24 protein-coding genes are annotated in these 20,496 nt (G+C 70.4%); 9 read left to right on the plus strand and 15 right to left on the minus strand.

From position 1 onward, the window contains the following. Positions 1-12: 12 nt before the first annotated feature. The 4 genes from E7T09_RS17170 to E7T09_RS22000 are packed head-to-tail and all read right to left on the minus strand — an operon-like array spanning position 13 to position 2,775. Positions 13-795: a transcriptional regulator gene (locus tag E7T09_RS17170; RefSeq protein WP_240741854.1), complete on the minus strand. Its 783-nt coding sequence runs from the start codon at positions 793-795 to the stop codon at positions 13-15. Then, positions 792-1,049, minus strand: coding sequence for a hypothetical protein (locus tag E7T09_RS17175; protein WP_136390421.1), 258 nt, complete (start codon positions 1,047-1,049; stop codon positions 792-794). Before E7T09_RS17175 ends, E7T09_RS17170 begins: the two co-directional genes overlap by 4 nt. Before the next feature lie 39 nt (positions 1,050-1,088). Then, complete coding sequence (locus E7T09_RS17180) at positions 1,089-1,643, minus strand: RNA polymerase sigma factor (RefSeq protein ID WP_370294042.1); 555 nt, start codon at positions 1,641-1,643, stop codon at positions 1,089-1,091. Positions 1,644-1,686: 43 nt separating this feature from the next. Continuing rightward, positions 1,687-2,775, minus strand: coding sequence for a hypothetical protein (locus E7T09_RS22000; RefSeq protein WP_168734912.1), 1,089 nt, complete (start codon positions 2,773-2,775; stop codon positions 1,687-1,689). Between the two features lie 38 nt (positions 2,776-2,813). Between E7T09_RS22000 and E7T09_RS17190 the strand changes: the two genes are divergently transcribed. Both E7T09_RS17190 and E7T09_RS22305 read left to right on the plus strand, forming a co-directional pair. After that, a complete protein-coding gene (locus tag E7T09_RS17190; RefSeq protein ID WP_136390422.1) occupies positions 2,814-3,491 on the plus strand; it encodes a metal-dependent transcriptional regulator in 678 nt (225 codons plus the stop codon). Then, on the plus strand, positions 3,488-4,222 hold the full coding sequence (locus tag E7T09_RS22305; protein ID WP_240741856.1) for a thermonuclease family protein: 735 nt from the start codon (positions 3,488-3,490) through the stop codon (positions 4,220-4,222). The genes E7T09_RS17190 and E7T09_RS22305 overlap by 4 nt, the downstream gene beginning before the upstream one ends. A 92-nt stretch (positions 4,223-4,314) precedes the next feature. On the opposite strand, the gene E7T09_RS17200 is transcribed toward E7T09_RS22305, so the two are convergent. Continuing rightward, positions 4,315-5,592 carry a phosphotransferase gene (locus E7T09_RS17200; protein WP_136390423.1) on the minus strand — a complete coding sequence of 426 codons (1,278 nt, stop codon included), beginning with the start codon at positions 5,590-5,592 and terminating at the stop codon, positions 4,315-4,317. A gap of 113 nt (positions 5,593-5,705) precedes the next feature. Between E7T09_RS17200 and E7T09_RS17205 the strand changes: the two genes are divergently transcribed. Genes E7T09_RS17205 through E7T09_RS17215 form a run of 3 tightly spaced genes read left to right on the plus strand, consistent with a single transcriptional unit; the run spans position 5,706 to position 7,004 of the window. Next, positions 5,706-6,113 (plus strand): helix-turn-helix domain-containing protein, encoded by a 408-nt coding sequence (locus E7T09_RS17205; RefSeq protein ID WP_240741857.1) that lies wholly within the window; start codon positions 5,706-5,708, stop codon positions 6,111-6,113. 4 nt (positions 6,114-6,117) lie between these two features. Further along, entirely contained in the window at positions 6,118-6,369 is a 252-nt protein-coding gene (locus E7T09_RS17210; RefSeq protein ID WP_136390424.1) for a hypothetical protein, read from the plus strand. Next, on the plus strand, positions 6,366-7,004 hold the full coding sequence (locus tag E7T09_RS17215; RefSeq protein ID WP_136390425.1) for a phosphoribosylanthranilate isomerase: 639 nt from the start codon (positions 6,366-6,368) through the stop codon (positions 7,002-7,004). Before E7T09_RS17210 ends, E7T09_RS17215 begins: the two co-directional genes overlap by 4 nt. A 181-nt stretch (positions 7,005-7,185) precedes the next feature. Here E7T09_RS17215 and E7T09_RS17220 read toward each other — a convergent pair whose 3' ends face one another. The 8 genes from E7T09_RS17220 to E7T09_RS17255 all read right to left on the minus strand — a co-directional run bounded on the left by E7T09_RS17220 (position 7,186) and on the right by E7T09_RS17255 (position 14,261). Continuing rightward, complete coding sequence (locus E7T09_RS17220) at positions 7,186-8,058, minus strand: metalloenzyme domain protein (RefSeq protein WP_136390426.1); 873 nt, start codon at positions 8,056-8,058, stop codon at positions 7,186-7,188. A gap of 45 nt (positions 8,059-8,103) precedes the next feature. Then, positions 8,104-8,508: a VOC family protein gene (locus E7T09_RS17225; protein ID WP_136390427.1), complete on the minus strand. Its 405-nt coding sequence runs from the start codon at positions 8,506-8,508 to the stop codon at positions 8,104-8,106. Further along, entirely contained in the window at positions 8,505-9,419 is a 915-nt protein-coding gene (locus E7T09_RS17230; protein WP_136390428.1) for a DNA-3-methyladenine glycosylase, read from the minus strand. The genes E7T09_RS17225 and E7T09_RS17230 overlap by 4 nt, the downstream gene beginning before the upstream one ends. Next, entirely contained in the window at positions 9,416-9,769 is a 354-nt protein-coding gene (locus E7T09_RS17235; RefSeq protein ID WP_136390429.1) for a VOC family protein, read from the minus strand. Before E7T09_RS17235 ends, E7T09_RS17230 begins: the two co-directional genes overlap by 4 nt. Positions 9,770-9,805: 36 nt before the next feature. Continuing rightward, positions 9,806-10,738 carry a YafY family protein gene (locus E7T09_RS17240; protein WP_136390430.1) on the minus strand — a complete coding sequence of 311 codons (933 nt, stop codon included), beginning with the start codon at positions 10,736-10,738 and terminating at the stop codon, positions 9,806-9,808. A 4-nt stretch (positions 10,739-10,742) separates the two neighbouring features. Next, positions 10,743-11,606, minus strand: a complete 864-nt coding sequence (gene nikC / locus E7T09_RS17245) for a nickel transporter permease (RefSeq protein ID WP_136390431.1) — start codon at positions 11,604-11,606, stop codon at positions 10,743-10,745. Then, on the minus strand, positions 11,603-12,610 hold the full coding sequence (locus E7T09_RS17250) for an ABC transporter permease (protein ID WP_136390432.1): 1,008 nt from the start codon (positions 12,608-12,610) through the stop codon (positions 11,603-11,605). Before E7T09_RS17250 ends, nikC begins: the two co-directional genes overlap by 4 nt. A gap of 82 nt (positions 12,611-12,692) precedes the next feature. Then, positions 12,693-14,261, minus strand: coding sequence for an ABC transporter substrate-binding protein (locus E7T09_RS17255; RefSeq protein WP_240741858.1), 1,569 nt, complete (start codon positions 14,259-14,261; stop codon positions 12,693-12,695). Positions 14,262-14,451: 190 nt separating this feature from the next. On the opposite strand from E7T09_RS17255, the gene E7T09_RS17260 reads away from it, so the two are divergent. Both E7T09_RS17260 and E7T09_RS17265 read left to right on the plus strand, forming a co-directional pair. Next, positions 14,452-15,330 (plus strand): DNA polymerase beta superfamily protein, encoded by an 879-nt coding sequence (locus E7T09_RS17260; RefSeq protein ID WP_240741859.1) that lies wholly within the window; start codon positions 14,452-14,454, stop codon positions 15,328-15,330. Between the two features lie 119 nt (positions 15,331-15,449). After that, entirely contained in the window at positions 15,450-16,220 is a 771-nt protein-coding gene (locus tag E7T09_RS17265) for a DNA polymerase beta superfamily protein (RefSeq protein WP_240741860.1), read from the plus strand. On the opposite strand, the gene E7T09_RS17270 is transcribed toward E7T09_RS17265, so the two are convergent. Beyond that, positions 16,211-17,785: a hypothetical protein gene (locus E7T09_RS17270; RefSeq protein ID WP_136390436.1), complete on the minus strand. Its 1,575-nt coding sequence runs from the start codon at positions 17,783-17,785 to the stop codon at positions 16,211-16,213. The two genes, E7T09_RS17265 and E7T09_RS17270, sit on opposite strands and share 10 nt — an antisense overlap. 80 nt (positions 17,786-17,865) lie before the next feature. On the opposite strand from E7T09_RS17270, the gene E7T09_RS17275 reads away from it, so the two are divergent. Beyond that, entirely contained in the window at positions 17,866-19,149 is a 1,284-nt protein-coding gene (locus E7T09_RS17275) for an AAA family ATPase (RefSeq protein WP_136390437.1), read from the plus strand. A gap of 3 nt (positions 19,150-19,152) precedes the next feature. On the opposite strand, the gene E7T09_RS17280 is transcribed toward E7T09_RS17275, so the two are convergent. Beyond that, the gene (locus E7T09_RS17280; protein ID WP_136390438.1) at positions 19,153-20,070 is read right to left on the minus strand and encodes a magnesium transporter CorA family protein; all 918 of its coding nucleotides are present in this window, start codon (positions 20,068-20,070) and stop codon (positions 19,153-19,155) included. Between the two features lie 64 nt (positions 20,071-20,134). Between E7T09_RS17280 and E7T09_RS17285 the strand changes: the two genes are divergently transcribed. Further along, the gene (locus E7T09_RS17285) at positions 20,135-20,488 is read left to right on the plus strand and encodes a CrcB family protein (protein ID WP_136390554.1); all 354 of its coding nucleotides are present in this window, start codon (positions 20,135-20,137) and stop codon (positions 20,486-20,488) included. The last annotated feature ends 8 nt before the right edge of the window (positions 20,489-20,496 follow it).

Here is a 20,496-nt window from a genome sequence, read left to right on the forward strand (position 1 = left end):
GCGGCGCGGCCCTTACTGCTTGGAGCCTTCGGGGCTCGCAAAAGTTCCCAGCCCCGCCGGATCGATCCCGCTGATCCCCGCGAGGGCCGCCTCCAGCGCGCCCTGCGGCAGGTTCCCGACCAGCCACACGAAACCCGCGCCCACCCGCCGGGACGCCACGCCCGGCGCGGCCTTCACGTTGCGGGGCGCGGTGACCAGCGCCAGCACGTTCACGCCGTCCGTCAGGGAGATGGTCAGGCCGCCGTCGGCCCGGGCCGTCACGCCGGAAGGCTCGAAGCCTGCCGGGAGCACCAGACCGGGCAGGGCCTGCGCCACGGCTGCATGCAGGGCCGCCGGTTGCGTGACCACAGCCGCCTCCACCCGGATCGGTTTCGGATTCACCTTCACGAACTCCGCCCGCCGGGCCAGCTCGCCGGTCGCGGTGCGTTCCTCGTAGGCGAGCGGGATGTTCCACACCTGGTCCACCCACAGCGACCAGCGGGCGCGCGTGCCCACCCTGGGCAGCAGGTCGAAGCGCACCGTGGGCCGCCCGGCCACCGCGCCGCCGTCTGCCCGCGATACCGAGAAATTCCGCGTGATCAGGGCCGGCGTGAAGGCCACCAGCGGCAGGCGGCGGGCGGTGCGGGTGGGCACCGCGCGGGGCGGGAACAGCACGGTGATGGTGACCTCGCCGCGCGCCTCCAGGGTGCGCGCCTGGCGCAGCGCGGCGAGCAGGTCGTCCATGTCGGTCGCGCCCGCCCAAGTGCTTGTCGAGGGAATCAGCAGCGCCGTCAGCAGCAGTCCGGCGCGCTTCACCAGCCGTCTCCGGCTGCCGACTGGTACGCGTCGTAGGCGGCGCTGGCGGGCAGCGGGGTGTCCGGATGGGTGACCAGCAGGCCGGTCACGACGGCCGCCGAGGCCAGCAGCGCCGATACCCACCCCGCCCGGAGCTGTCTCCGGTGAGTCTGCCGCTGCCGGTGTCCGGCCAGGAAGCGCGCGGCAGCGCCCTCGTCGGCGGGCGTCAGGGCGCGGGCCTGCGCGAACAGGTCATCGAGTTCGTGGTCATGCATGGTCTGGCCTCGGTGCCGCAACGGGAGAGAAGAGGAGGCTCATGGGCGCACGCCCGCGCGGATCAGCAGGTCGCGCAGCGCCGCGCGGCCCCGGTTGATGCGGCTCTTGACGGTGCCCAGCTCCACCCCGGTCAGCGCCGCGATCTCGGCGTACTCTAGGCCGGAGATCTCGCGCAGCGTCACCGCCTCCCGCTGGTCCGGCGGCAGGGTGCCCAGCGCGTGGGTCAGCCGGGCGCGCAGGTCGTGCTGCTCGCCGGCGCGCACCGGGCTGTGCGGCGCGGCGGGTTCCAGGGCCTGGTCGAAGGGAATGGTGGGCCGGGTGGCCAGCGCCCTGTAACAGGCGTTGAGGGTCACGCGGTGCAGCCAGGTCGAGAGCTGCGCCTCGCCCCGGAACGCCTTCAGGCCGCGGTGGAGTGCGATGAAGACCTCCTGCACCACGTCGTCCGCCGCGCCAGGGCCGACGGTCAGCGCCGCCAGCCGGTGGATCGCCGGAGCGTGCCGCGTCACGAGCGCCTCAAAGGCCCGCTCGTCCCGCACGGCGAGGCGGACGAGCTGGTCGTCGGGAAGGGTGGCAAGTGGGTCATTCAAGGTCACCTCATTCCTTAGAGACCGTTCGCCGCCGGAAAGTTCCCTGACCTCAGGAGCGGGGGGTGGCGCGGGCGTGCACCTCGACCTTCGCGGCCAGCGTCCGGTAGAACTCCGGGCGTTGCAGGTACGCCAGGTGCCCGGCCTGTACGTTCCCGCCCAGCGGGAAGGCAGTGTCGTGCGCGCCCGGCACCACGTCGGACGCGGGGAAGCTGAGCAGGTCACTTTCGCTCCAGACGTTCCAGAAGTAGCCCAGGTGCGGCCCGTCGGCGGGAAAGGGCGTGTCCTGCGGCGCTCCGCCGACCGTCAGGCCCAGTTCCACGAACGGCCCCACCTGACTGCCCACCGCGCACCACACGTCCACCCGCACGTCCCGCAGCTCCGGCGCGGCGGGCAGGAAGGCGCTGAGCACGTCGTAGAGCAGCACCCCGCCCAGGCTGTGCGTGAGCACCACCAGCGGTTCGGCGCTGTGCTGGCGGGACGCGTGCGCGCGGGCCAGCGCTTCCATGATCCGCTGCGGAATGGGGCCGGGCGCGTCCGGCGTGCCGCGCCGGTCGAGGTACACCAGCAGGTCCCCCAGGAAGATCGGCACGAACGACGTGATGGGTCGGCGGACCGTCAATAGCGCCCGCGAGAGGTTGCGTTGCCGCTGCACCACCAGCGGCGCGGGCAGGTGAGGCCGCCGGGTGGGCGTCAGGGCCGGCAGGCGGGACAGGGCGGCGGCCTCCAGGAACGGCCACGCCTGGCCCAGGGGCAGGCCGCGCGCGACCTCGGTCAGATTCACGTCCCGCGCCACGCTCCACGCCGCGCGGATCACGGCCGGCCACGTTCCCGCAGGCGTGCGGGCCAGCAGGCGCGATTCCAGCATTTCCCCGAGCGCGTCCCCGCAGGGCAGCCCTCCGTCCGATGTCCCGGGCGGCGGCGGCAGGGCGGGCGCGTGGTGGGCGCCCAGATCCCCCCAGTACACCGGCTGGATGTCCACGTCATCCGGAGCGTCCGGGCGCAGCACCGGCGCGACCGTGCCCTGCAGGCTGGCGTGGATGGCGGGCCAGCGCAGGCCCTGCGTGACCCGCCGCACGGAGGCCCACTCCGGATCGTGCTCCTCGCGCACCGCGACTCCATGAATGAACAGCACCGGCATAGCTCAGACTACCTGCCCGCACCCGCTAGACTGCGTGCATGACGGCCCGCACCCTGTCCCGCTCGGCGGAGGACTACCTCAAGCACCTGTACGGGCTGGGGCAGACGGGCAAGGTCAGCACCCAGGCGCTCGCCACGGCGCTGGAGGTCGCGCCGGCCAGCGTGACCGGCATGCTCCGCAAACTGGCCGAGCAGGGCCTGGTGTCGCACGCGCCGTACCAGGGCGCGCAGCTGACCGCCGAGGGCGAACGCGTGGCCCTGGAGGTGCTGCGCCACCACCGCCTGCTGGAACTGTTCCTGCACCGCGCCCTGGGCGTGCCGCTGGACGAGGTGCACGAGGAAGCCGAGCGGCTCGAGCACGCCCTGAGCGAGCGGCTGGAAGCGCGCATCGCCGCGTGGCTGGGCGATCCCACGCACGACCCACACGGCGACCCGATTCCCACCCTGGACGGCGAACTGCCCGCGCGGTCCGAACGGCGGCTCTCGCAGCTCGCCCCCGGTGACCGTGGCGTGGTGGCCCGCGTGCCCGACGGAGATGCCGGACAGCTTCGCGCCCTGGTCGAGGCGGGCCTCACGCCCGGCGCGGACGTGCTGGTGCAGGCGGTGGATGCCGCGCTCGGAACCCTGACCGCCGGACTGACCGGGCGCTCCCTGACGTTGTCCCTCGGGGTGGCCGCGCAAGTGCACGTGCACGCCCCATCTCGCCACAGTTCATGAGCCGATCCATTCTGGATGCCCGTCGACAGCAGCAGAAACGCACCCGCGCCCTGCGCTGGTGCCTCGTTCTTCTGATCGTGGTCGTGGGGCTGGCTCTGGCGCTGTATATCTCCAGGGCACCATCGTCATCGGGTGGTTCGTCGTCCGGTTCACGCCCGCACCCGGCGCCGGCCGCAATGGTCAGCGGCCCGGCCCGCGTGCTGGACGGCGACACCCTGGACATTCACGGCACCCGCGTGCGCCTGTACGGCATCGATGCGCCCGAACACGACCAGACGTGTCGGCGGGCCGGGAAGACTTACTCCTGCGGGCAGGAGGCGGCCACCGCGCTGCGCGGACTGCTGGGCCAGCGCACGGTGGTCTGCCAGCGGCGCGACACCGACCGGTACGGCCGCACCGTCGCCGTGTGCCGCGTGAATGGCACCGACGTGAACGGCTGGATGGTGTCGCAGGGCCACGCCCTGGCCTACCGCCAGTACAGCACCGACTACGTGCCGCAGGAGACGGCCGCCCGCGCCGCGAAACGCGGCCTGCACGCCGGCACCTACGTGAATCCGGCGGACTTCCGGAACGGAGAGACCACCCCGGCTCCGGTCGGTGCTTCGGCGCGGCGCACTCCGTACGCCTCCTGTGCGCAGGCCCGCGCCGCCGGCCGCACCCCGATCCTGCGCGGTGAGGGCGGCTACAACGCCAAACTTGACGGGGACGGCGACGGGAAGATGTGCGAATGACGGTGGGTCGGCGTGACCCGCGGTGCTCCTGTAAGGTCAGGTCTCGGCCGGAATCGGATCAGCGGCGTGGGAAGGGCCTTCAGGCCACCGGATCACGGGACCCACGTCCAGCCCTGCCCCTCGCTCAGCCGCAGCACGCGGCGCAGGTGATCGAGGTGGGCGGTGCTCCACTCGGCCTTGTCCTCGACCTCTGCCTGAAGGCCGTCCACGTAGCCCAGCGCCCGGAACAGTTCTCCGCAGACCAGGGCGTCCGCGTACAGGGATCGCAGGTCGTCCAGGGGCGCCAGGTCGGCCCATTCCTGCAGGTAGACGTCGCGCGCGGCGGCTAGGGCCTCCGGCGGCGGATCGACCTGCCAGGGGAAGAAATACGCCGGGTTCACGTCCAGGAAGGGATGCGTGGCGCACACGTCGGACCAGTCGAGCAGCGTGAAGCCGCCGTTCCGTGTGGTCACGTTCCCGCCGTGCAGATCGCCGTGCCCCAGCGTGCGCGGGAGCGGATCCTCGCTCAGGCGGGTCAGGGTGGCGTCCAGGTGCGGCTGCAGGGCACGCAGCCGCAGCGTCTCGTCGGGGGTGAAGCCGCCCTCCTGGCCGGTCAGCAGCACCTTCTCGGAGAGCAGGCGGTTCAGCCAGGATCGGACGTACTCCGGCCCCCGGGTGCGCAGGGATAGCGTGGACAGCAGGGGCGAGCTGGCCCGCTGGAGCCGCGCCACCTGGGTCATCAGGGCGTTCAGGTCGGGCGCCTCGCTGACTTCCCTTCCGGCGTCGTCCAGCAGCAGGAAGCCGCGCGCCGTGTCGGCGGCCAGCACGGGCGGCGCGGCTCCCGGAAGGTCGCGGGCCAGCACGGGCGTGACCTCGACCTCCCGCCTGAAGAAGGCGGGCACGGCCTTGAAGTACACGGGGCCGCTGCCGGTGGGCACGCGCCACAGGGCGCTGATCTGCCAGTGCTTCAGCACGACCGGCTCGTCCGTGCGTGGCCGATCCTGCGCCGCAAGTTCCGCGTCCACCCAGGCGAGCGCGTCGGCGAACCAGCCCGGCTGCATCCACGGCACGCTCCGGAGCGGTGCGCGGGCGGTCTGAAGCCAGGGCTGCGCGTGCTGCGGCAGTTCGGCGCCGGGTTGCCAGTCTGGCACTGTGCCTGGCCACGCGTCGAGGTGCCACACGCTCTCGGTCTGCCGCACGCCGCCCTCCTCGCCCAGGGTCTTGAAGTGCAGGCGGCGCAGTGGCCAGCCGGCCAGGCCAGCGCCCACGGCGACCTCGGTGACGTTCGCGCCGAAATACGTGGTGTGGTCTGTGGTCAGGGTGTGCAGCGCCGCCTGTGCCCTGCGCGTAAACAGCAGGTGCAGCGTCGTCTCGCGGAGCGGCGTGCTCATGCCCCCAGGGTGAAGGTGCGGGCGCTCGGGCGCATCGGCACAATGGCTGGGGTTGGCCGTCCCGAGTCACTCTCTTTCGGGAAGTAAGGCCGCGCACGTCCTATAGTGCCGACATGGCGAATGTCGTGATGAACCGCCCGGTGGGCGAACCGTGGCCGAAAGCCACGCCGGAGATCGAGGCGCTGGTGCGCGAGATGATCGGCCGCGTGGCGGACAAGTGGACGCTGCTGATCCTGGAGGTGCTGGAGGAGCACGGCACGCTGCGCTTCACGCAGGTGGGCGAGCGGGTGGGCGACATCAGCCAGAAGATGCTCACCAAGACCCTGCGGCAGATGGAGTTCGACGGCCTGCTGACCCGTACGGTGTACCCGGTGATCCCGCCCAAGGTCGAGTACGCCCTGACGCCGCTGGGCCTGAGCCTCAGCGAGGCGTTCTGCCCGGTATGGGAGTGGGCACAGCGGCACCACGCGCAGGTGATGGCCGCCCGTGAGACCTTCGGGTCGGCGCCGGGCGCGGAGTGACACCGTGAGCGACCGTGAACTGAATTTCGCGCAGGAACTCCTGGGAGGCCGCTCCTGGCGCGACGTGCCCGACGCCGAGGTTCTGGCGGGAGCGGAGCGGCTGCTCGGCGGCTGGATGGCCGGTGAGACGCGCATGGAACGCCCGAAACTGTACGACCACTACGCGCTGCTGCTGCTGGCGCTGACCCGGCAGGTACGCGCCCTGGAAACGCGCGTGGCGGAACTCGAAGCGTCGGCCCCAGGCACCCGTTCATGATCCGCATCAAGGTCTGCGGCACCACGTCGGTGCACGACGCCGTGCTGGCCGCCGAGGCGGGGGCGGACGCCCTGGGCTTCATCTTCGCGCCCGTCAGCAAACGCCTCGTGACACCGCTGGTGGCGCGCGAGGCGGGCCTGAGCGTCGGGCCGGCGGTGGCGCGGGTGGGCGTCTTCATGAACCAGGGCCTGGACGACGTACTCCGCACGGCCGAGGCGGCGCGCGTCTCCGCCGTGCAGATGCACGGCCCGCTGTCCAGGCTTTACGTGGAGGGGGTTGCCACGTATTATCCCGTTCTGCGCGTCGTGCGCCCCGCCGATCTGGCGGCGGAGGCCGACGTGTGGACGGGCGTGCCCGGCGTCACCCTGATGCTGGACGCGCCCGAACCCGGCGGCGGCGTGCCGCTCGACTGGGCCGCGCTGCGCCCGCACTTTCCACCCGGCACATGGCTGGCCGGGGGCCTGGGGCCGGCGAACGTGGGGGCCGCCATCCGCGAGCTGAGGCCGGCGGTGGTGGACGCCGTGAGTCGCCTGGAACGCTCACCCGGCGTGAAGGATGAAGCTGCCGTGCGCGCCTTTGTGCAGGCCGTCCGGACGGCCGATCGGAACCCCGAACCCGAGAGTTATCCACAGTGAAACGCGGGCCTGTGGATAACTCCGGAAGCTGTGGAACGCTACCAGTCAAGGGCACTGGATGCCGTGCAGGACGGCATCCAGTGCCCGTCGGAAGGGGTGGCTTCGCCCGGTTCTCCACAGCTTATCCACAGGCATTGTGGATAAGCCTGTGGATAACTTCAGCCCCGAAAGGTGCCCTCGGTTAAAATTCTGCGTTCTCCACGATCTCCATCCCGAACCACCCTGCGATGACCGTGCCACCCTCCACCACCGTGTCGGGCGACCCGAGTTCCACGCCCGAACCGCAGAAGGGTACGCGCGCCACGGTATGCCCCTTGACCCGCAGATCTTCCAGGTTCCCATGATCGGAACTCAGTACCACCCGCGCGCCCGCCTCCAGCAGGCCGGTCAGCAGCGCGTCCACCCGGCGCAGGTAGGCCCGCCCGGCGGCCAGCACCTCCGGCCGCAGCGGAGCGGCGCCCTCATGGCCCAGCAGGTCACTGAACCACAGGTCGAGGGTGATGAGGTCGTACGCTGGCGCTGCACCTGCCAGGGCTGTCCCGAGCCGCGTCACGTCATCCAGCGGCTGGACGGGCTCCCACGGCGTGCGGAAATTCAGGCCCAGCGTGGCCCCCACCCCCGGCACGCCCGGTGGATTCAGCTCCGCGCCCGCCGCCTGGAACGAGAAGGGAAAGCAGCCCACGCGGTTGCGGCGCGGCCCCGCGGCCTGCGCCTCGAAGTACGCGGGCACATAGTGGTTCGCCAGCGCGATGCGCGCGCCCGCCTGGGCCAGCTGCACAGGCAGCGACCGCTCCCGCAGCAGCTTCTGGAGCGTGGGGCCGGGGTGCGGCCCGTAATGCTCGCCCATCAGGGCCACGGCGTCCGTGCCGGTCAGCCAGCAGGCCTGGCCGGTACCGGACTGCGGCAGGCCCGGCACATCCAGCGTCGCGTCCAGCGCCCGCCCGGCATCCACCAGGGGCCGCAGCGTGGGCAGGTGCTGCTCCCACACACTGCCCGGCGGGGCATCCAGCGGGTGGCCGACGCCGTCCAGCGCCAGCCACACGATGCCACTCACACGCGCCGCTCCACCGGCGCAGCATAGCCCGCGGTTCCGGAACGCTCAGTGGCCCGTGTCGCTCCCAGGCAGCCACGCGAACACGTCAACTGGCGTGCCGTCGGGGTCGGTCACCGTCAGGTACCGCTGGCCCCACGGCGCATCGAAGGGTTCTGGTACGGCGTACCCGGCGGCGCGCAGGCGGGCGGCCACGTCATCGACCCCGGCAGGCGACGGGGCCTGCACGCCCGCCCCGATCCGGCCCGTCCCGCTGGGCGGCGTCCATTCGGGGCTCAGGTCACGCAGCAGCGCCTCGCTGTCCCACGCGATCCGCAGGCCGTCCACCTCGATCTCCACGTGGCCTTCGACCGGGATGTCCTGCGGAATGGGCAGGCCCAGCAGCCGGTAGAACGCCAGCGCCCGCTCCATGTCCGAGACGGTGAACCCGATGTAATTGAGCTTCATGGTCATGCGGCACTCTCCTGGTGCGGGATCAGGGCGCTGCGGCTGCGCAGGTAGATGGCCCAGTGGCCCTGCTGGTCGCCGTAGCGGTCGGCGAGCGTCCACAGCTCCTGCGGGGTCAGGTCACCGTACACCGGCCGGGCCGCGCGCCGCAGTTCCTGCAGGAAGGCGCTGTCCGGCGCGGCCACCCGCAGGCGTTCCACGCGCCCCAGGCCGCGCAGCAGGATGAACAGCGCGCTCCACTCCCCGATGCCGTGGATGCCCAGCAGCCAGTTCCTCACCTCGTCGTACGGCGCGGCGACCAGATCGGCGGTTCGGACACCCTGAAAGGCCTGCGTGACGGCGTGCAGGGCGCGGGACTTGCGCTCGTTCGGCACCAGGGCATGGACGTCCGATTCGCTCAGGTCAGCCAGGTCGGCGGGTTCCGGAAAGGCCGGGTGATCCTCCCACGCGCCGCCGTGCGCGACGGCCAGCGCGAGCTTCATGTGCCGCGCCTGCGCCAGCGGTTGCCGCTGCGTGAGGATCGCCCAGCACGCCACCTCGAAGGGTGTCAGGAAGCGCGGCTGGTGAAAGCCATGCAGTTCCTTCAGCACAGGCCGGAACGCCTCATCTCTGTCGGCCAGCGCGGAGAAGGGCGCCAGGTCGACGTCCGTCGCCAGGAAGAACGCGATCCGATCCCGCAGTGCTCGCACCTGTGCTCCGTCCAGCGGGCGTTCCGGGTGGAGGGTCAGGTTCAGCCCTTCCGTGTTCCGCCGCACCACGAACCCCACCGTCTGCCCATCCAGGCGCGTCGCCTTCCGCAGCTCGCCGCCCGTGCCCTGTTCGCCCTGCATGGGCGGGAAGCCGGTCAGGAAGGTCAGTGTCTTCTGGAAGTCGAAAGGCGGCGTGACCGGCAGCACCACTGACACCGCCCTGCTCATACCGGTTCCTGCCAGAAGCCGAGCTGGTGCCCGTCCGGCGACTGCACCGTGAACGTCCGCCCGAAGGGCATGTCATGGAGCGGCTCGCTGACCGTCGCGCCGCGCGCCACCACCTGATCATGGAACGCCTGGAGGTCCGGCACCGTGAAGTACACGGTCACGCCGGTGCCCAGCGGCGGCGTCAGTCCCCCGGTGCTCCGCAGGGCCAGCCCGGCGCCGCCCGCCTGCACGAAGGCCGTCGCGCCCGGACGGGTTTCAGTCGCCTCGAAGTCCAGCACGTCCGTGAAGAAGGCCAGGGCGGCGGCGTAATCGGCGGTATGCAGTGTCACGAACGACAGGTTTGTCTTCATGCCCCCATGGTGCCGGTCACTAGTGACAGCCCTATGTCAGGAGTGCGCTCGGGAAGGCTCCAGCATTCCCCGCGCCTCCGCCCGCACCGCTTCCACCAGTGCCGGGGGTTCCAGTACCCGCACGCCTGCGCCCCACGACAGCACCCAGCCCAGAATGTCGCGGATATCGCGCACCCTCAGCGTCAGCTCCAGCCCCCGCGGCGTGGGCCGTGCCGCCGTCTGGTAGAAGCTCGGCCGTTCGCGCAGGGGACGCTCCAGCCCCGCGTCGAACCGCAGGCGAACCGTCACGTTCCGGCCTTCCCGCTGGGGTTCGGGGCCGGTGTGCCAGCCGGGATCACGCTCGAAGGTGTCGGGTCGAACGTGCAGGTCATCCATGCGGCTCAGCCGGAAGGTCCGCCGATCCGCGCGCGCCGGGTCGAAGGCCCCCAGCAGCCACGCGCCGTACAGGAAGACCAGCGACAGCGGATACACGCGCCGGCGTTCCGGAGGGGCACTCGGTTTGAAGTACGTGAACTCCACCACCCGGCCCGCCAGCACCGCGCCCCGCAACACCCACAGCGCCTCCGCGTCCCCATCGTCCTGGACGGGCAGCACCCGTAGGTTCGCGCGCAGGGCCGCGACCTCCTCTCGCCGGCCCTCCGGCAGGGCCGCCGTGAGTTTCTTCAGGGCGGAGTCCGCCGCGCCCGCGTACTCCGTATCGAAGGCGGCGCGCATGGCGTCCGCGCCCAGCGAGAGCATCACGGCCTCGGGCACGCTCAGGTGCAGGGGCGGCAGGAAGTAGCCCGGCATCAGCGCGTAGCCCCGGCCCGGCACACTCAGCACCGGCACGCCCGCCTCGTTCAGCGCCAGCACGTCGCGGTACACGGTGCGCTCACTGATGCCGAACTGCCGCGCCAGGGCGGCCGCGGTCGCCCACTCGCGGCCCTGGAGTTCCAGCACCACGGCCAGCAGGCGATCCGTGCGGTTCATGCGCCTAGCGGGTGTTCCTCGGGTCGAACACGTCCCGCAGGCCGTCCCCGAGCAGGTTGAAGGCCAGCACGGTCAGCAGGATGGCGATGGCAGGTGTGCTCGACGCCCACGGGGCCGGCCCGATGTAGTTGCGCGTCTCGCTGACCATCGCGCCCCACTCGGGCGTGGGAGGCTGCGCGCCGAAGCCGATGAAGCCCAGTCCGGCGGCGGTCAGGATGGCGCTGCCCACGTCGAAACTGCCCTGCACCAGCAGTGGGGCCAGGGCATTGGGCAGCAGGTGCCGCAGCGCGATCCGGGACTGGCTGCTGCCCAGGGCGCGGGCGGCCTCCACGAACTCGCGCTCGCGCAGGGCCAGCACCTGCGCGCGGATGAGTCTCGCGTAGGTGGGCCACGACACCAGCGCCACGGCGATCATTACGTTCGTCAGGCTGGGTCCCAGCGCCGCCGAGATGGCCATGGCCAGGATCAGGCTGGGGAAGGCCAGGAAGATGTCCGTGACGCGCATCAGGGCCTCGTCGGTCCAGCCGCCGCGCAGGCCTGCGAGGAGACCGACCGCAGACCCGATCAGCAGCGAGGCGAGCATGACGCTCACGCCCAGGCCCAGCGAGATGCGCGCTCCGTTCAGGACGCGGGCCAGCACGTCCCGCCCGAGCTGATCCGTGCCCAGGGCGTGCGTGCCCGACGGTGCCTGGAGGCGGGCGCCGAGGTTCTGCGCGCTGGGATCGCCAGTCAGCGCGGGGCCGATCAGGGCCGCGACCACCAGCAGCACCAGCAGTACCAGCCCGATCATCGCGCCCGGATTGCGCCGGAAGCGCCGCCAGTTCGCGTTCCCGGCCGCGGCCGGCAGGGGAGAGGTCGCGGCCGTCACGAGAAGCTGATCCTCGGGTCGAAGAACGCGTACAGCAAATCGACCAGCAGGTTCACGACCGAATACGCCAGCCCCGCGATCAGCGTGACGCCCATGACCGCCGGGAAATCCAGGCTGATGGCCGAGGTCGTGGCGTACCCGCCGATGCCCGGCCACGAGAAGATCGTCTCGGTCAGCACCGCGCCTGTGAGCAGCGACCCGAACAGGCTGCCCAGCACCGTCAGGATCGGCAGCGAGGCGTTGCGCATGGCGTGCTGCCCGATCACCCGCGCCCTGGTCAGGCCCTTGGCCCGCGCCGTGCGGATGTAATCCTGGGACAGCACCTCCAGTAGGGCGCTGCGGGTCATGCGGGTCAGCAGCGCCGCCGAGTACATGCCCAGCACCAGCCCCGGCAGGATCAGGTGCCGCAGCGCGTCCACGAACACCTCCCGGTCACCCACCAACAGCGAATCGATGGTCACCAGCCCGGTCTTCACCGGCGGCGGCAGCGAGTACGCGTCCAGCCGGCCCGGTCCCGGCAACCAGCCCAGCTTCTCGTGGAACACGTTCAGCGCCAGGATCGCCAGCCAGTACACGGGCGTCGCCCCGCCCAGCAGCGCGAAGGTCCGCGCCACCAGATCCGGCCAGCGGCCCTGCGTGAGCGCCGCCACCACGCCCAGCGGCAGGCCGATTACCAGGGCGAAGACCACCGCGCCCAGCGTGAGCTCCAGCGTGGCCGGGAAGAACTGCCGCAGATCCGACGTGATCGGGTTCTGCGTCCGCAGCGACGCCCCCATGTCCCCCTGCGCCAGCCGGGCCATGTAAATGCCGTACTGCACCGCCAGCGGCCGGTCCAGCCCGTTCCGAACCCGGAAGGCCTGGAGCTGTTCTTCACGAGCATTGTTGCCCAGCGCCGCCGCCGCCGGGTCGGCCGGCAGGGCGTGCGAGATCACGAACGCGGCCAGCGTCACGCCCCACAGCACAAAGACCATCAGCGCCACGCGCCGCACGATGTAAACGAGCAAAGGGGCTCCTTATGGGTGGGTGGAGCTGCGCCAATCCCTCCGCCACGAACGCGACGGAGGAATCGACGCCACCCGGCCCGCGTTATTTCTTGCTGATCTTCTCGAACTGCACGTCACCGTTGGCGTTCTGGTTGAAGCCGCTGACGTTCGACTGGATCACGATGGGCCGGCTGGGCTGGTACAGGATCGAGAAGGGGCCTTCCTTGACCATCAGCGCGGTGAGCTGCTTGTAGATGTTCAGGCGTTTGGCCGCGTCGGTCTCGATGGCGGCGCTCTGCGCGAGCTTGCTGGCATCGGCGTTATGCCAGCCGTTGCGCCACGCCAGGGACTTGGCGTTGTAGTCCGCCAGGGGCGTGCCGTTGCCGTCCGCGTCGGGGTAGTCGGGGCTCCAGGAGACCTGCACCAGCGGGGCTTTCTGCGCGCGGTACGCGGTGAGCAGTTCACTGTTCACCATCTGCTTGATGTTCGCCTTGATGCCCACCTTCGCCAGGTCGGCCTGCACCTTCGCGGCCAGGTCGGCGCAGGGCACGCCGCCCGCGCAGGAGCCGGTGCTGACGAAGAAGTCCACGCTGAAGCCGTCGCCCTTGCCGGCGGCCTTCAGCAGCGCCTTGGCCTTCTCCGGATCGTAGGGGTAGTAGATCTTGGGATCGCTGCCCGCCAGACCGATCGGAATGATCGTCTGGGTCTTGCGGCCAAGGCCCTGCAACAGCCCCGAGATGATGCCGTCCTGGTCGATGGCATAGCGCACGGCCTCACGCACGCGGGCGTCCTCGAACGGCATGCCCTTGGCGGAGTTCATGCCCAGGTACGCCAGCATGAACGAATCGGCCTTCTGCGACTTGAGCTTCTTCGCGGCCACCACGTCCCTGAAGGCGTCCGGGGTGTAGTTCATGGCCACGTCGATCTCGCCGCTGTTCATGGCGGACTGCTGCGCACTGGATTCCAGCATGTAGCGCAGGATCACGCGCTTGATGTTCACCGAGCGGCGGAAGGCGTTGGGGTTCACGTCCAGCGCCACCTGTGCGCTGCGATCCCAGCGGTTGAGCATGAACGGCCCGCTGCCCGCCGAGTGGTCCTTGAGCCACGCGCTGCCGAAGTCCCCATTGGTCTCGTGCGCCTTGGCCTCGGTCGAGTCGATCACGCCGCCGATGTTGAAGGTCAGCAGCGCCAGCACGATGTTCGGGTTCGCGGTCTTCGGGATGTCCATCACGACCGTCTTGGCGTCAGGAGCGCTCACGCTGCCGACCTTCAGGTTCGCGACGTCCGTGTAGAGGAAGCTGGACGGGGTTTTCAGGTTGATGACGCGGTTCACCGAGTACACCACGTCCGCTGCCGTGACCGGCCGCCCGCTGCTGAACTTCGCGTCGCGCAGCTTGAAGGTGAGGCGTGAGCCCGTGCTGGTAGGCGCGACCGTCCAGCTCGACGCCAGCCGGGGCTTGAGGGTCGAGAGGTTGTTGCCCTCGTAGGCCACCAGTGTGTCGTACAGGTTGCCGGTCACCAGCGACCCGCTGAACTCGTACGACACGCCAGGATCCAGGGTGATCAGGTCGCTGAAATCCCCGCCGATCACCAGCGTGCTCTGCCGGGAGGATTGCGCGCCTGCCGTAGACAGCAGGGCAAGGGACAGGGTGGCGGTCAGGACAGCTTTCACGGAATGACGCATACGGAACCCCCGGTGCTCGGAACTTGGTCTTCAGGAACGCTCGGCTTCATAGTCTTCAGGCTCAGCTCACGGACACAGGCATTCTGTCATCTTCTGGTGACGTGTCCAGGCCAAGCCACAGTGGCAGGAACCACCGGGTACGCTGACCCCAGATGTCAGCCGACGTGACGGAGCCATGATGACCCTCCCGCTCCTGCCCATAGGTACCAGCGTCGTCACTCGCCATGAGGTGGATGGGCGGCCGGTGGGCAGCGTCGCCACCATCGTTCGTGTGCCCAACGACCCCCAGCAGGCCTACCACGTGCGCTTTCTCGACGGCAGCGAGGCCCGCCTGCCACGGCCGGCCCTGAGCCTCCGCCGCCACGAGAAGAACCGCCTACCAGACGTAGAACGGGACTTCACGCCGTTCATCCAGTACCGCTGCGTGGCCGGGAGCCGCGCTTTCGGGCTCGACACGGACGCGTCGGACACCGATCTGCGTGGCTTCTACCTGCCGCCCGCCCGTGACGACTGGAGCCTGGGCGGCGTGCCCGAGCAACTCGAGTTCGGGGAGGAAGTGTACTGGGAGGCCCGCAAGTTCGTGCTGCTGGCCTTGAAAGCCAACCCGAACATCCTGGAGGTGTTGCACAGTCCACAGGTCATCACCGCCATGCCCATTGCCCTGGAACTGCTGGACATCCGCGCCGCCTTCCTGAGCCGGCTGGTGTATCAGACCTACGCCGGGTACGTGGCCGGGCAGTTCAAACGAATTGAGGCCGACCTACGTCAGCATGGGCAGGTGCGCTGGAAGCACGCCATGCACCTGCTGCGGCTCCTGATGAGCGGCACGCAGCTCCTCCGAACCGGCGAGATGCTGGTAAATGTCGGCCCACACCGCGACCGACTGCTGGCCATCAAGCGCGGCGAGTTGACCTGGGAGCAGGTCGAGACATGGCAGCTGGATCTGCACCGCGAGTTCGAGCAGGCGTATGCGGACACTCCCCTGCCCGAACGCCCGGACTACGACGCCGCCGAAGCGTGGCTGCTGCGGGCACGCCGGGCGGCGCTGGAGTGGTAACTGGCCGATCCATGCCAGCGAGAGTCCAGTCTGGATGCGCGCCAATGCAGGCTGTGGAACGTGTGGGCAGATGTCGAGGATCTGTCCATTTGTTTTCCAGACAGTGAATCATGGACGCTGTGACTGTTTATCCTCCCCAACTCTCCGAAGCCGTCCAAGAACACCCGTTCCCGCTGGTCTTCGCCACGGTGAGCGGCGCGCACCTGTACGGCTTTCCCAGCCCCGACAGCGACTGGGATCTGCGCGGCGTGCACGTGCTGCCGCTGCGGGAGGTGCTGGGCCTGGACGAGGTGCCCGAAACCTACGCGCTGGAGCGGGACGACGGGGTGGTGGAACTCGATCTGGTCACGCACGACGTCTGCAAGTTCGCGCGGCTGCTGCTGACCCGCAACGGGTACGTGCTGGAGCAACTGCTCTCGCCGTTGGTGGTGCACACCTCGCCCGCGCACGCGGAACTTCTGAGCCTTGCGCCGGGCGTGCTGACGCGCTGGCACGCGCACCATTACCTGGGCTTCACGGCGAATCAGTGGACGCTGCTGGAGAGGGAAGACGTGCCCCGTGTAAAACCGCTGCTGTACGCCTTCCGCACCGTGCTGACCGGCCTCCACCTGATGCGGACTGGGGAGATCGAGGCGAACTTGGAAGTGCTGAACGCCGAGGTTCGGTTGCCGTTCCTATCGGAGCTGATCGCCCTGAAGCGCGCCGGGCGTGAGGCAGAACCCCTGCCCGACCCGCTTGACACGTACCGCGCCGAACATGAACGGCTGGTGCGGGAACTGGGAGCCGCAAAAGAAATGACCCACCTCCCGAACGCCGTGCCGGATACCGTGCGCCACGCTGTGAGCGACTGGGTGGTGCGGGTGCGCCTGGAGGCCGAGCGTCAGGGTTGAACGTCGAAGGTCTGCACTTTCGTGACCAGCGGCTTTCCGTCTCTCCCGCTGGCGGTGATGCTCAGGGTGTGCGTGCCGGGGCTCAGGCCGGCGGGCAGTGTGAAGCGGTAGGGGAGCGTGGTGTCGACCGGCACGGGCTGGCCGTCGAGGGTCAGGGTGAGCTTCGTGGGCACCTCGAAGGTCTTGAGCCACAGCGCGCCCTGTAGAGCTTCCCGCAGTTGCAGCCGCGTCGGGAAGGGCTGCGGCACGTGCACCGGGTCGGTGGCGGCAAAGGTTCTGCGGAAGGTGTCCACGCCCAGCAGGTCGCGGAAGGCCGCTTCCTTGGCGGGCACGCCGGGCAGGTGGTAGTCGTTGCGGCGGGCGGGCACGCGGGGCTGCACGAAGGCGCTCGACTGCATGTCGATGTTCAGCCAGTTGATGTTTTTCACGCGGGGGTACCGGAGCGCCGCGCCCCAGTACATCTCGCGCAGTTTCTGGGTGGCGAAGTCGCTGTAGTCCACGCCGGGGGCCGCGCCGCTGCGGTGCGCGGAGGCGTACTCGCTGACCTGGATGGGGTGCGCGCAGGCGTACTTGCGGTAGATGGGATCCAGAACGTCCAGCGGATTCACGCGCAGGCCCGGCTGGGCGCGGTCGCCGTTCTGGAAGGGCACGGAGTACAGGCTCAGGCCCACCCAGTCCACGGCGTCGTCGCCGGGAAAGTACGAGTCGAGCACCTCCAGCCGCGAGGGCATCACCATCCAGACCATCGCCACGTTCGGGGCGACGCGGGCCATGACGTCGTGCACCAGCCGGAATTTCGCGCGGTACAGCGCCGGGTCGCGGCTCCACTCGTTGACGGGATCGTTGAATTCCCCGGCGAAGCGCAGGAAGATCGGCACGCCCGAGGCGGCGGCGGCCCGCGCGAAGGGCAGGAGGGTCGCTTCCGTGATTTGCCGCAGGGGCAGGCCCGGCTCCAGGGCTACGTGCATGGCTCCCCCGCTGGCCTTCACCGCCTGCGCGAAGCGGGTGGGAAAGGCCTCGCCCTGACCGGGAGCGCGCAGCGTGAAATACCGGAAGTACACGGCCAGCCCGGCGTTCAGCGGGGCGGGCAGGCGCAGCGTGCTGTCCGGGCCGACGCCCTGCTCATCCACGTAGGTGCCCAGGTACAGGCCAGTGGCGGGTTCGAATTTTGCCAACGTTCGCTGGCACGCGGGGGCTGGGGCGGGCGTGCTCGCGTTCAGCACGTACAACGCGGCGTCCTGTCGGTAGGGAGCGGCCAGGGTGTCCAGCGCACGGGCCGTGACCGTGTCGCCCCTGGAGCGGTAGCCCTGGATGGCCCGGTCGTAGGCCTGCGTGGCGCCCTGGAAGTCGTTCAGGCGCACGAGGACGTCGGCCATGGCCCGCCAGTTGGCGGCGCTGGGGTTCTGCGCGGCGGCCCGCCCGAACGCAGCGGCGGCGGCCTGGAGATGCCCGGCCCGCAGCTCCTGCTGTCCCTGCGCGTACCACCCGTCGGCCGTGTGGGGCAGGGCGACCGCTAGGGGCGTCGAGCAGAGGGTCAGGATGCCCGTCAGGATGGCGGCCTTCATCGGGGGCATGCTACCGGGCAGAACCGGAAACACCATGAGGGCGTCGCCCTGCCCCGCCCGGTGTGCGAGCATCGGGCCGGATGCCCGATCCCGCCCCGCCCCGCATCGACCTGCCCAGTCCGTCGCTGGTGGTGCTGGTCGGCGCGTCGTCCTCTGGCAAGAGCACTTTCGCGGCGCGGCACTTCAGGCCCGACGAGGTGCTCGGCAGCGACGCCATGCGGGCCTGGCTCAGCGGTGACGAGACAGATCAGTCAGTGACCGGGGAGGCCTTCGGGAGCCTGCACCGTGCGGCCTCGGCCCGGCTCACGCAGGGGCGCCTGACGGTCATCGACGCCACGTCCGTGCGGCCCCGTGACCGTCTGGCGCTGGTGCAGCTGGCCCGCGCGCACGACCTGCCGGCGGTGGCGGTCGTCTTCGACCTGCCCAGATCCGTGCTGGAGGCCCGGCATGCGGCGCGCCCGGATCGCCCGTTCGGGTCGGACGTGATTCTGCGGCAGCTTTCGGATCTGCGCCGCACGCAAGGCGGCCTGACCCAGGAGGGCTTCCGCCACGTCTGGACGCTGCGCTCGGAGGCTGAAGTGAACGCGGCGCAGGTCACGCCCGTGCCCCTGCGCGTGGATCGCCGCGACCTCTCCGGCCCCTTCGACGTGATCGGCGATGTGCACGGCTGCCTGTCGGAACTGCGCGCGTTGCTGCTGCGGCTCGGGTACTGCCTGGACGGTGGGCAGGTCAGCCCACCGTCGGGCCGCACGGCCGTGTTCCTGGGCGACCTGGTAGACCGGGGCCCCGACAGCGCCGGGGTGCTGCGGCTGGTCATGGGCATGGTGAGCGCGGGCACGGCGCTGTGCCTGCCCGGCAACCACGAGGAGAAAGTCGCCCGCGCGCTCGACGGCAAGGCGGTGAAACTGGTACATGGCCTGGACGCGACCCTGGCGCAGATCGAGGCAGGCGGCAGCGCATTCCGGCGTGAGGTGCGCGCGTTCATTGGGAGTCTGCCCAGCCACCTCGTGCTGGACGGCGGGCGGCTGGTCGTGGCGCACGCGGGCCTGCCGGAGCCCTATCACGGCCGCACCTCCGGGCGGGTACGGAGCTTCGCCCTGTTCGGCGATGTGGACGGCACCCGCGACGAACTGGGCTTCCCCGTGCGGCGCGACTGGGCCGCCGGGTACGCCGGAGCCGCGCTGGTCGTGTACGGGCACACGCCGCATACCGCCCCCCGCTGGGTGGGGAACACCGTGAACATCGACACCGGCTGCGCCTTCGGCGGAGCGCTCACGGCCCTGCGCTATCCGGAACGGGAGACGCTCAGCCTGCCCGCGCAGGCCGTGTACGCGGTACTGGCCCGCCCGCTGCCCCCGCCCTGAGGTTCACCACCAGCCCTTGCGCTTGAAGTACAGCGCGAGCAGGCCCCCCACCAGCAGGAAACTGCCCCAGGCGAAGGCGTAGCCGTACGGCCACGCGAGTTCGGGCATGTGATGGAAGTTCATGCCCCACACGCCCGCCAGGAAGGTCAGCGGCAGGAACACCACGCTCACGGCCGTCAGGGTTCGCATCACCTCGTTCATCCGCTGGCTCTGCAGGTTCAGGTGCAGGTCGAGCAGGCTGGTCAGGAAGTCCCGCAGGCTGTCGAGCCGCCCGGCGGCCCGTGTGAACGAGTCCTGCGCGTCGCGGTAGCGCACGAGATCCTGCGGTGAGCAGTCCGCGTGCCGGCCGAGGAGCGCCGTCGCCTCGCGCGCGTCCGTGGCGAGCCGCCGCGCATGCGCCAGCAGATGCTTGAGTTCGAACACGGCCGCCACCGGGTTCTCGCGGGCGTTCAGGAACACGCGCTCCTCCAGGGCGTCCAGTTTGCCCTCCAGGCCGTCCGCCAGGGCGAAGAAGGTGTCGGCCGTGTGATCCAGCAGTTCGTACGTGACCTCGTGCGGGGTGTTCACGGCCTCGCGGCCCACCAGCGGCCACACGGCGTCCAGGGCGCGGGTGCTGGCGCTGCTCAGCGTGAGGACCGCGTCCTGGAACACGAATACGCTGACCCGTTCCGTGAACTCGTCCGGCGTTTCCGGGTGCACGAAGGACCGGAGCGTGATGAACTCGTGCTCCGGGTACTGCTCGGCGCGGCTCCAGTGCCCGTGCTCCAGCGCGTCCTCCAGCGCCAGGCGGTTGAGGGGAAAGGCGACGCGCAGGGCCGCGAGGTCGTCCGCGTCGGGGTCGCGGGCGTCCACCCACACGCCACGGGTCTCGCCGGCCCAGTCCAGCGCCTCCCCGTTCGACAGGTGCTTGGCATGGATCATGTGTGCATCGTAGGGCGTGGGCCCGTGGCCTATCCTGGGAATCGTGAACGCGTGGGGGTGGGTCATGCTGGGCGGGGCGCTGGGTGCGGCCGCCCGCTACGGCGTCCAGGTCGCGCTGGCCCCGCTGGTGGTTCGGGCAGGCTTTCCGGTGGCGGTGCTGCTGATCAACGTGCTGGGCTCCTTCCTGCTGGGCCTGACCGTCGCGCTGGTCGGGCGGGGCATGTGGCCCGACGCGGCGCGGCTGGCCTTCGGGACGGGCTTCCTGGGGGCCTTCACGACGTTCAGCACCTTCAGTGTGGAACTCGACGGTCTGCTGCTGGGAGGCCGGGCGGGCGCGGCCGGGACGTATGCGCTGCTCAGCGTGGGGCTGGGGGTGCTGGCCGCCCTCGTGGGCCGCACGCTGGGAGCCCGCCTGTGATGGACGCC

Origin of the sequence: Deinococcus sp. KSM4-11 (assembly GCF_004801415.1) — a bacterium.
In the GTDB taxonomy this organism is placed as follows: Bacteria; Deinococcota; Deinococci; order Deinococcales; family Deinococcaceae; genus Deinococcus.

What these genes read in the sequence shown, in the direction of transcription:
- E7T09_RS17280 (WP_136390438.1), bottom strand. Translation starts at nt 20,070, where the DNA reads ATGATCCATGCCAAGCACCTGTCGAACGGGGAGGCGCTGGACTGGGCC.
- E7T09_RS17205 (WP_240741857.1), top strand. Translation starts at nt 5,706, where the DNA reads ATGGCGAATGTCGTGATGAACCGCCCGGTGGGCGAACCGTGGCCGAAA.
- E7T09_RS17215 (WP_136390425.1), top strand. Translation starts at nt 6,366, where the DNA reads ATGATCCGCATCAAGGTCTGCGGCACCACGTCGGTGCACGACGCCGTG.
- E7T09_RS22000 (WP_168734912.1), bottom strand. Translation starts at nt 2,775, where the DNA reads ATGCCGGTGCTGTTCATTCATGGAGTCGCGGTGCGCGAGGAGCACGAT.
- E7T09_RS17285 (WP_136390554.1), top strand. Translation starts at nt 20,135, where the DNA reads ATGCTGGGCGGGGCGCTGGGTGCGGCCGCCCGCTACGGCGTCCAGGTC.
- E7T09_RS17275 (WP_136390437.1), top strand. Translation starts at nt 17,866, where the DNA reads ATGCCCGATCCCGCCCCGCCCCGCATCGACCTGCCCAGTCCGTCGCTG.
- E7T09_RS17190 (WP_136390422.1), top strand. Translation starts at nt 2,814, where the DNA reads ATGACGGCCCGCACCCTGTCCCGCTCGGCGGAGGACTACCTCAAGCAC.
- E7T09_RS17240 (WP_136390430.1), bottom strand. Translation starts at nt 10,738, where the DNA reads ATGAACCGCACGGATCGCCTGCTGGCCGTGGTGCTGGAACTCCAGGGC.
- E7T09_RS17175 (WP_136390421.1), bottom strand. Translation starts at nt 1,049, where the DNA reads ATGCATGACCACGAACTCGATGACCTGTTCGCGCAGGCCCGCGCCCTG.
- E7T09_RS17230 (WP_136390428.1), bottom strand. Translation starts at nt 9,419, where the DNA reads ATGAGCAGGGCGGTGTCAGTGGTGCTGCCGGTCACGCCGCCTTTCGAC.
- E7T09_RS17235 (WP_136390429.1), bottom strand. Translation starts at nt 9,769, where the DNA reads ATGAAGACAAACCTGTCGTTCGTGACACTGCATACCGCCGATTACGCC.
- E7T09_RS17260 (WP_240741859.1), top strand. Translation starts at nt 14,452, where the DNA reads ATGACCCTCCCGCTCCTGCCCATAGGTACCAGCGTCGTCACTCGCCAT.
- E7T09_RS17225 (WP_136390427.1), bottom strand. Translation starts at nt 8,508, where the DNA reads ATGACCATGAAGCTCAATTACATCGGGTTCACCGTCTCGGACATGGAG.
- E7T09_RS17270 (WP_136390436.1), bottom strand. Translation starts at nt 17,785, where the DNA reads ATGAAGGCCGCCATCCTGACGGGCATCCTGACCCTCTGCTCGACGCCC.
- E7T09_RS22305 (WP_240741856.1), top strand. Translation starts at nt 3,488, where the DNA reads ATGAGCCGATCCATTCTGGATGCCCGTCGACAGCAGCAGAAACGCACC.
- E7T09_RS17200 (WP_136390423.1), bottom strand. Translation starts at nt 5,592, where the DNA reads ATGAGCACGCCGCTCCGCGAGACGACGCTGCACCTGCTGTTTACGCGC.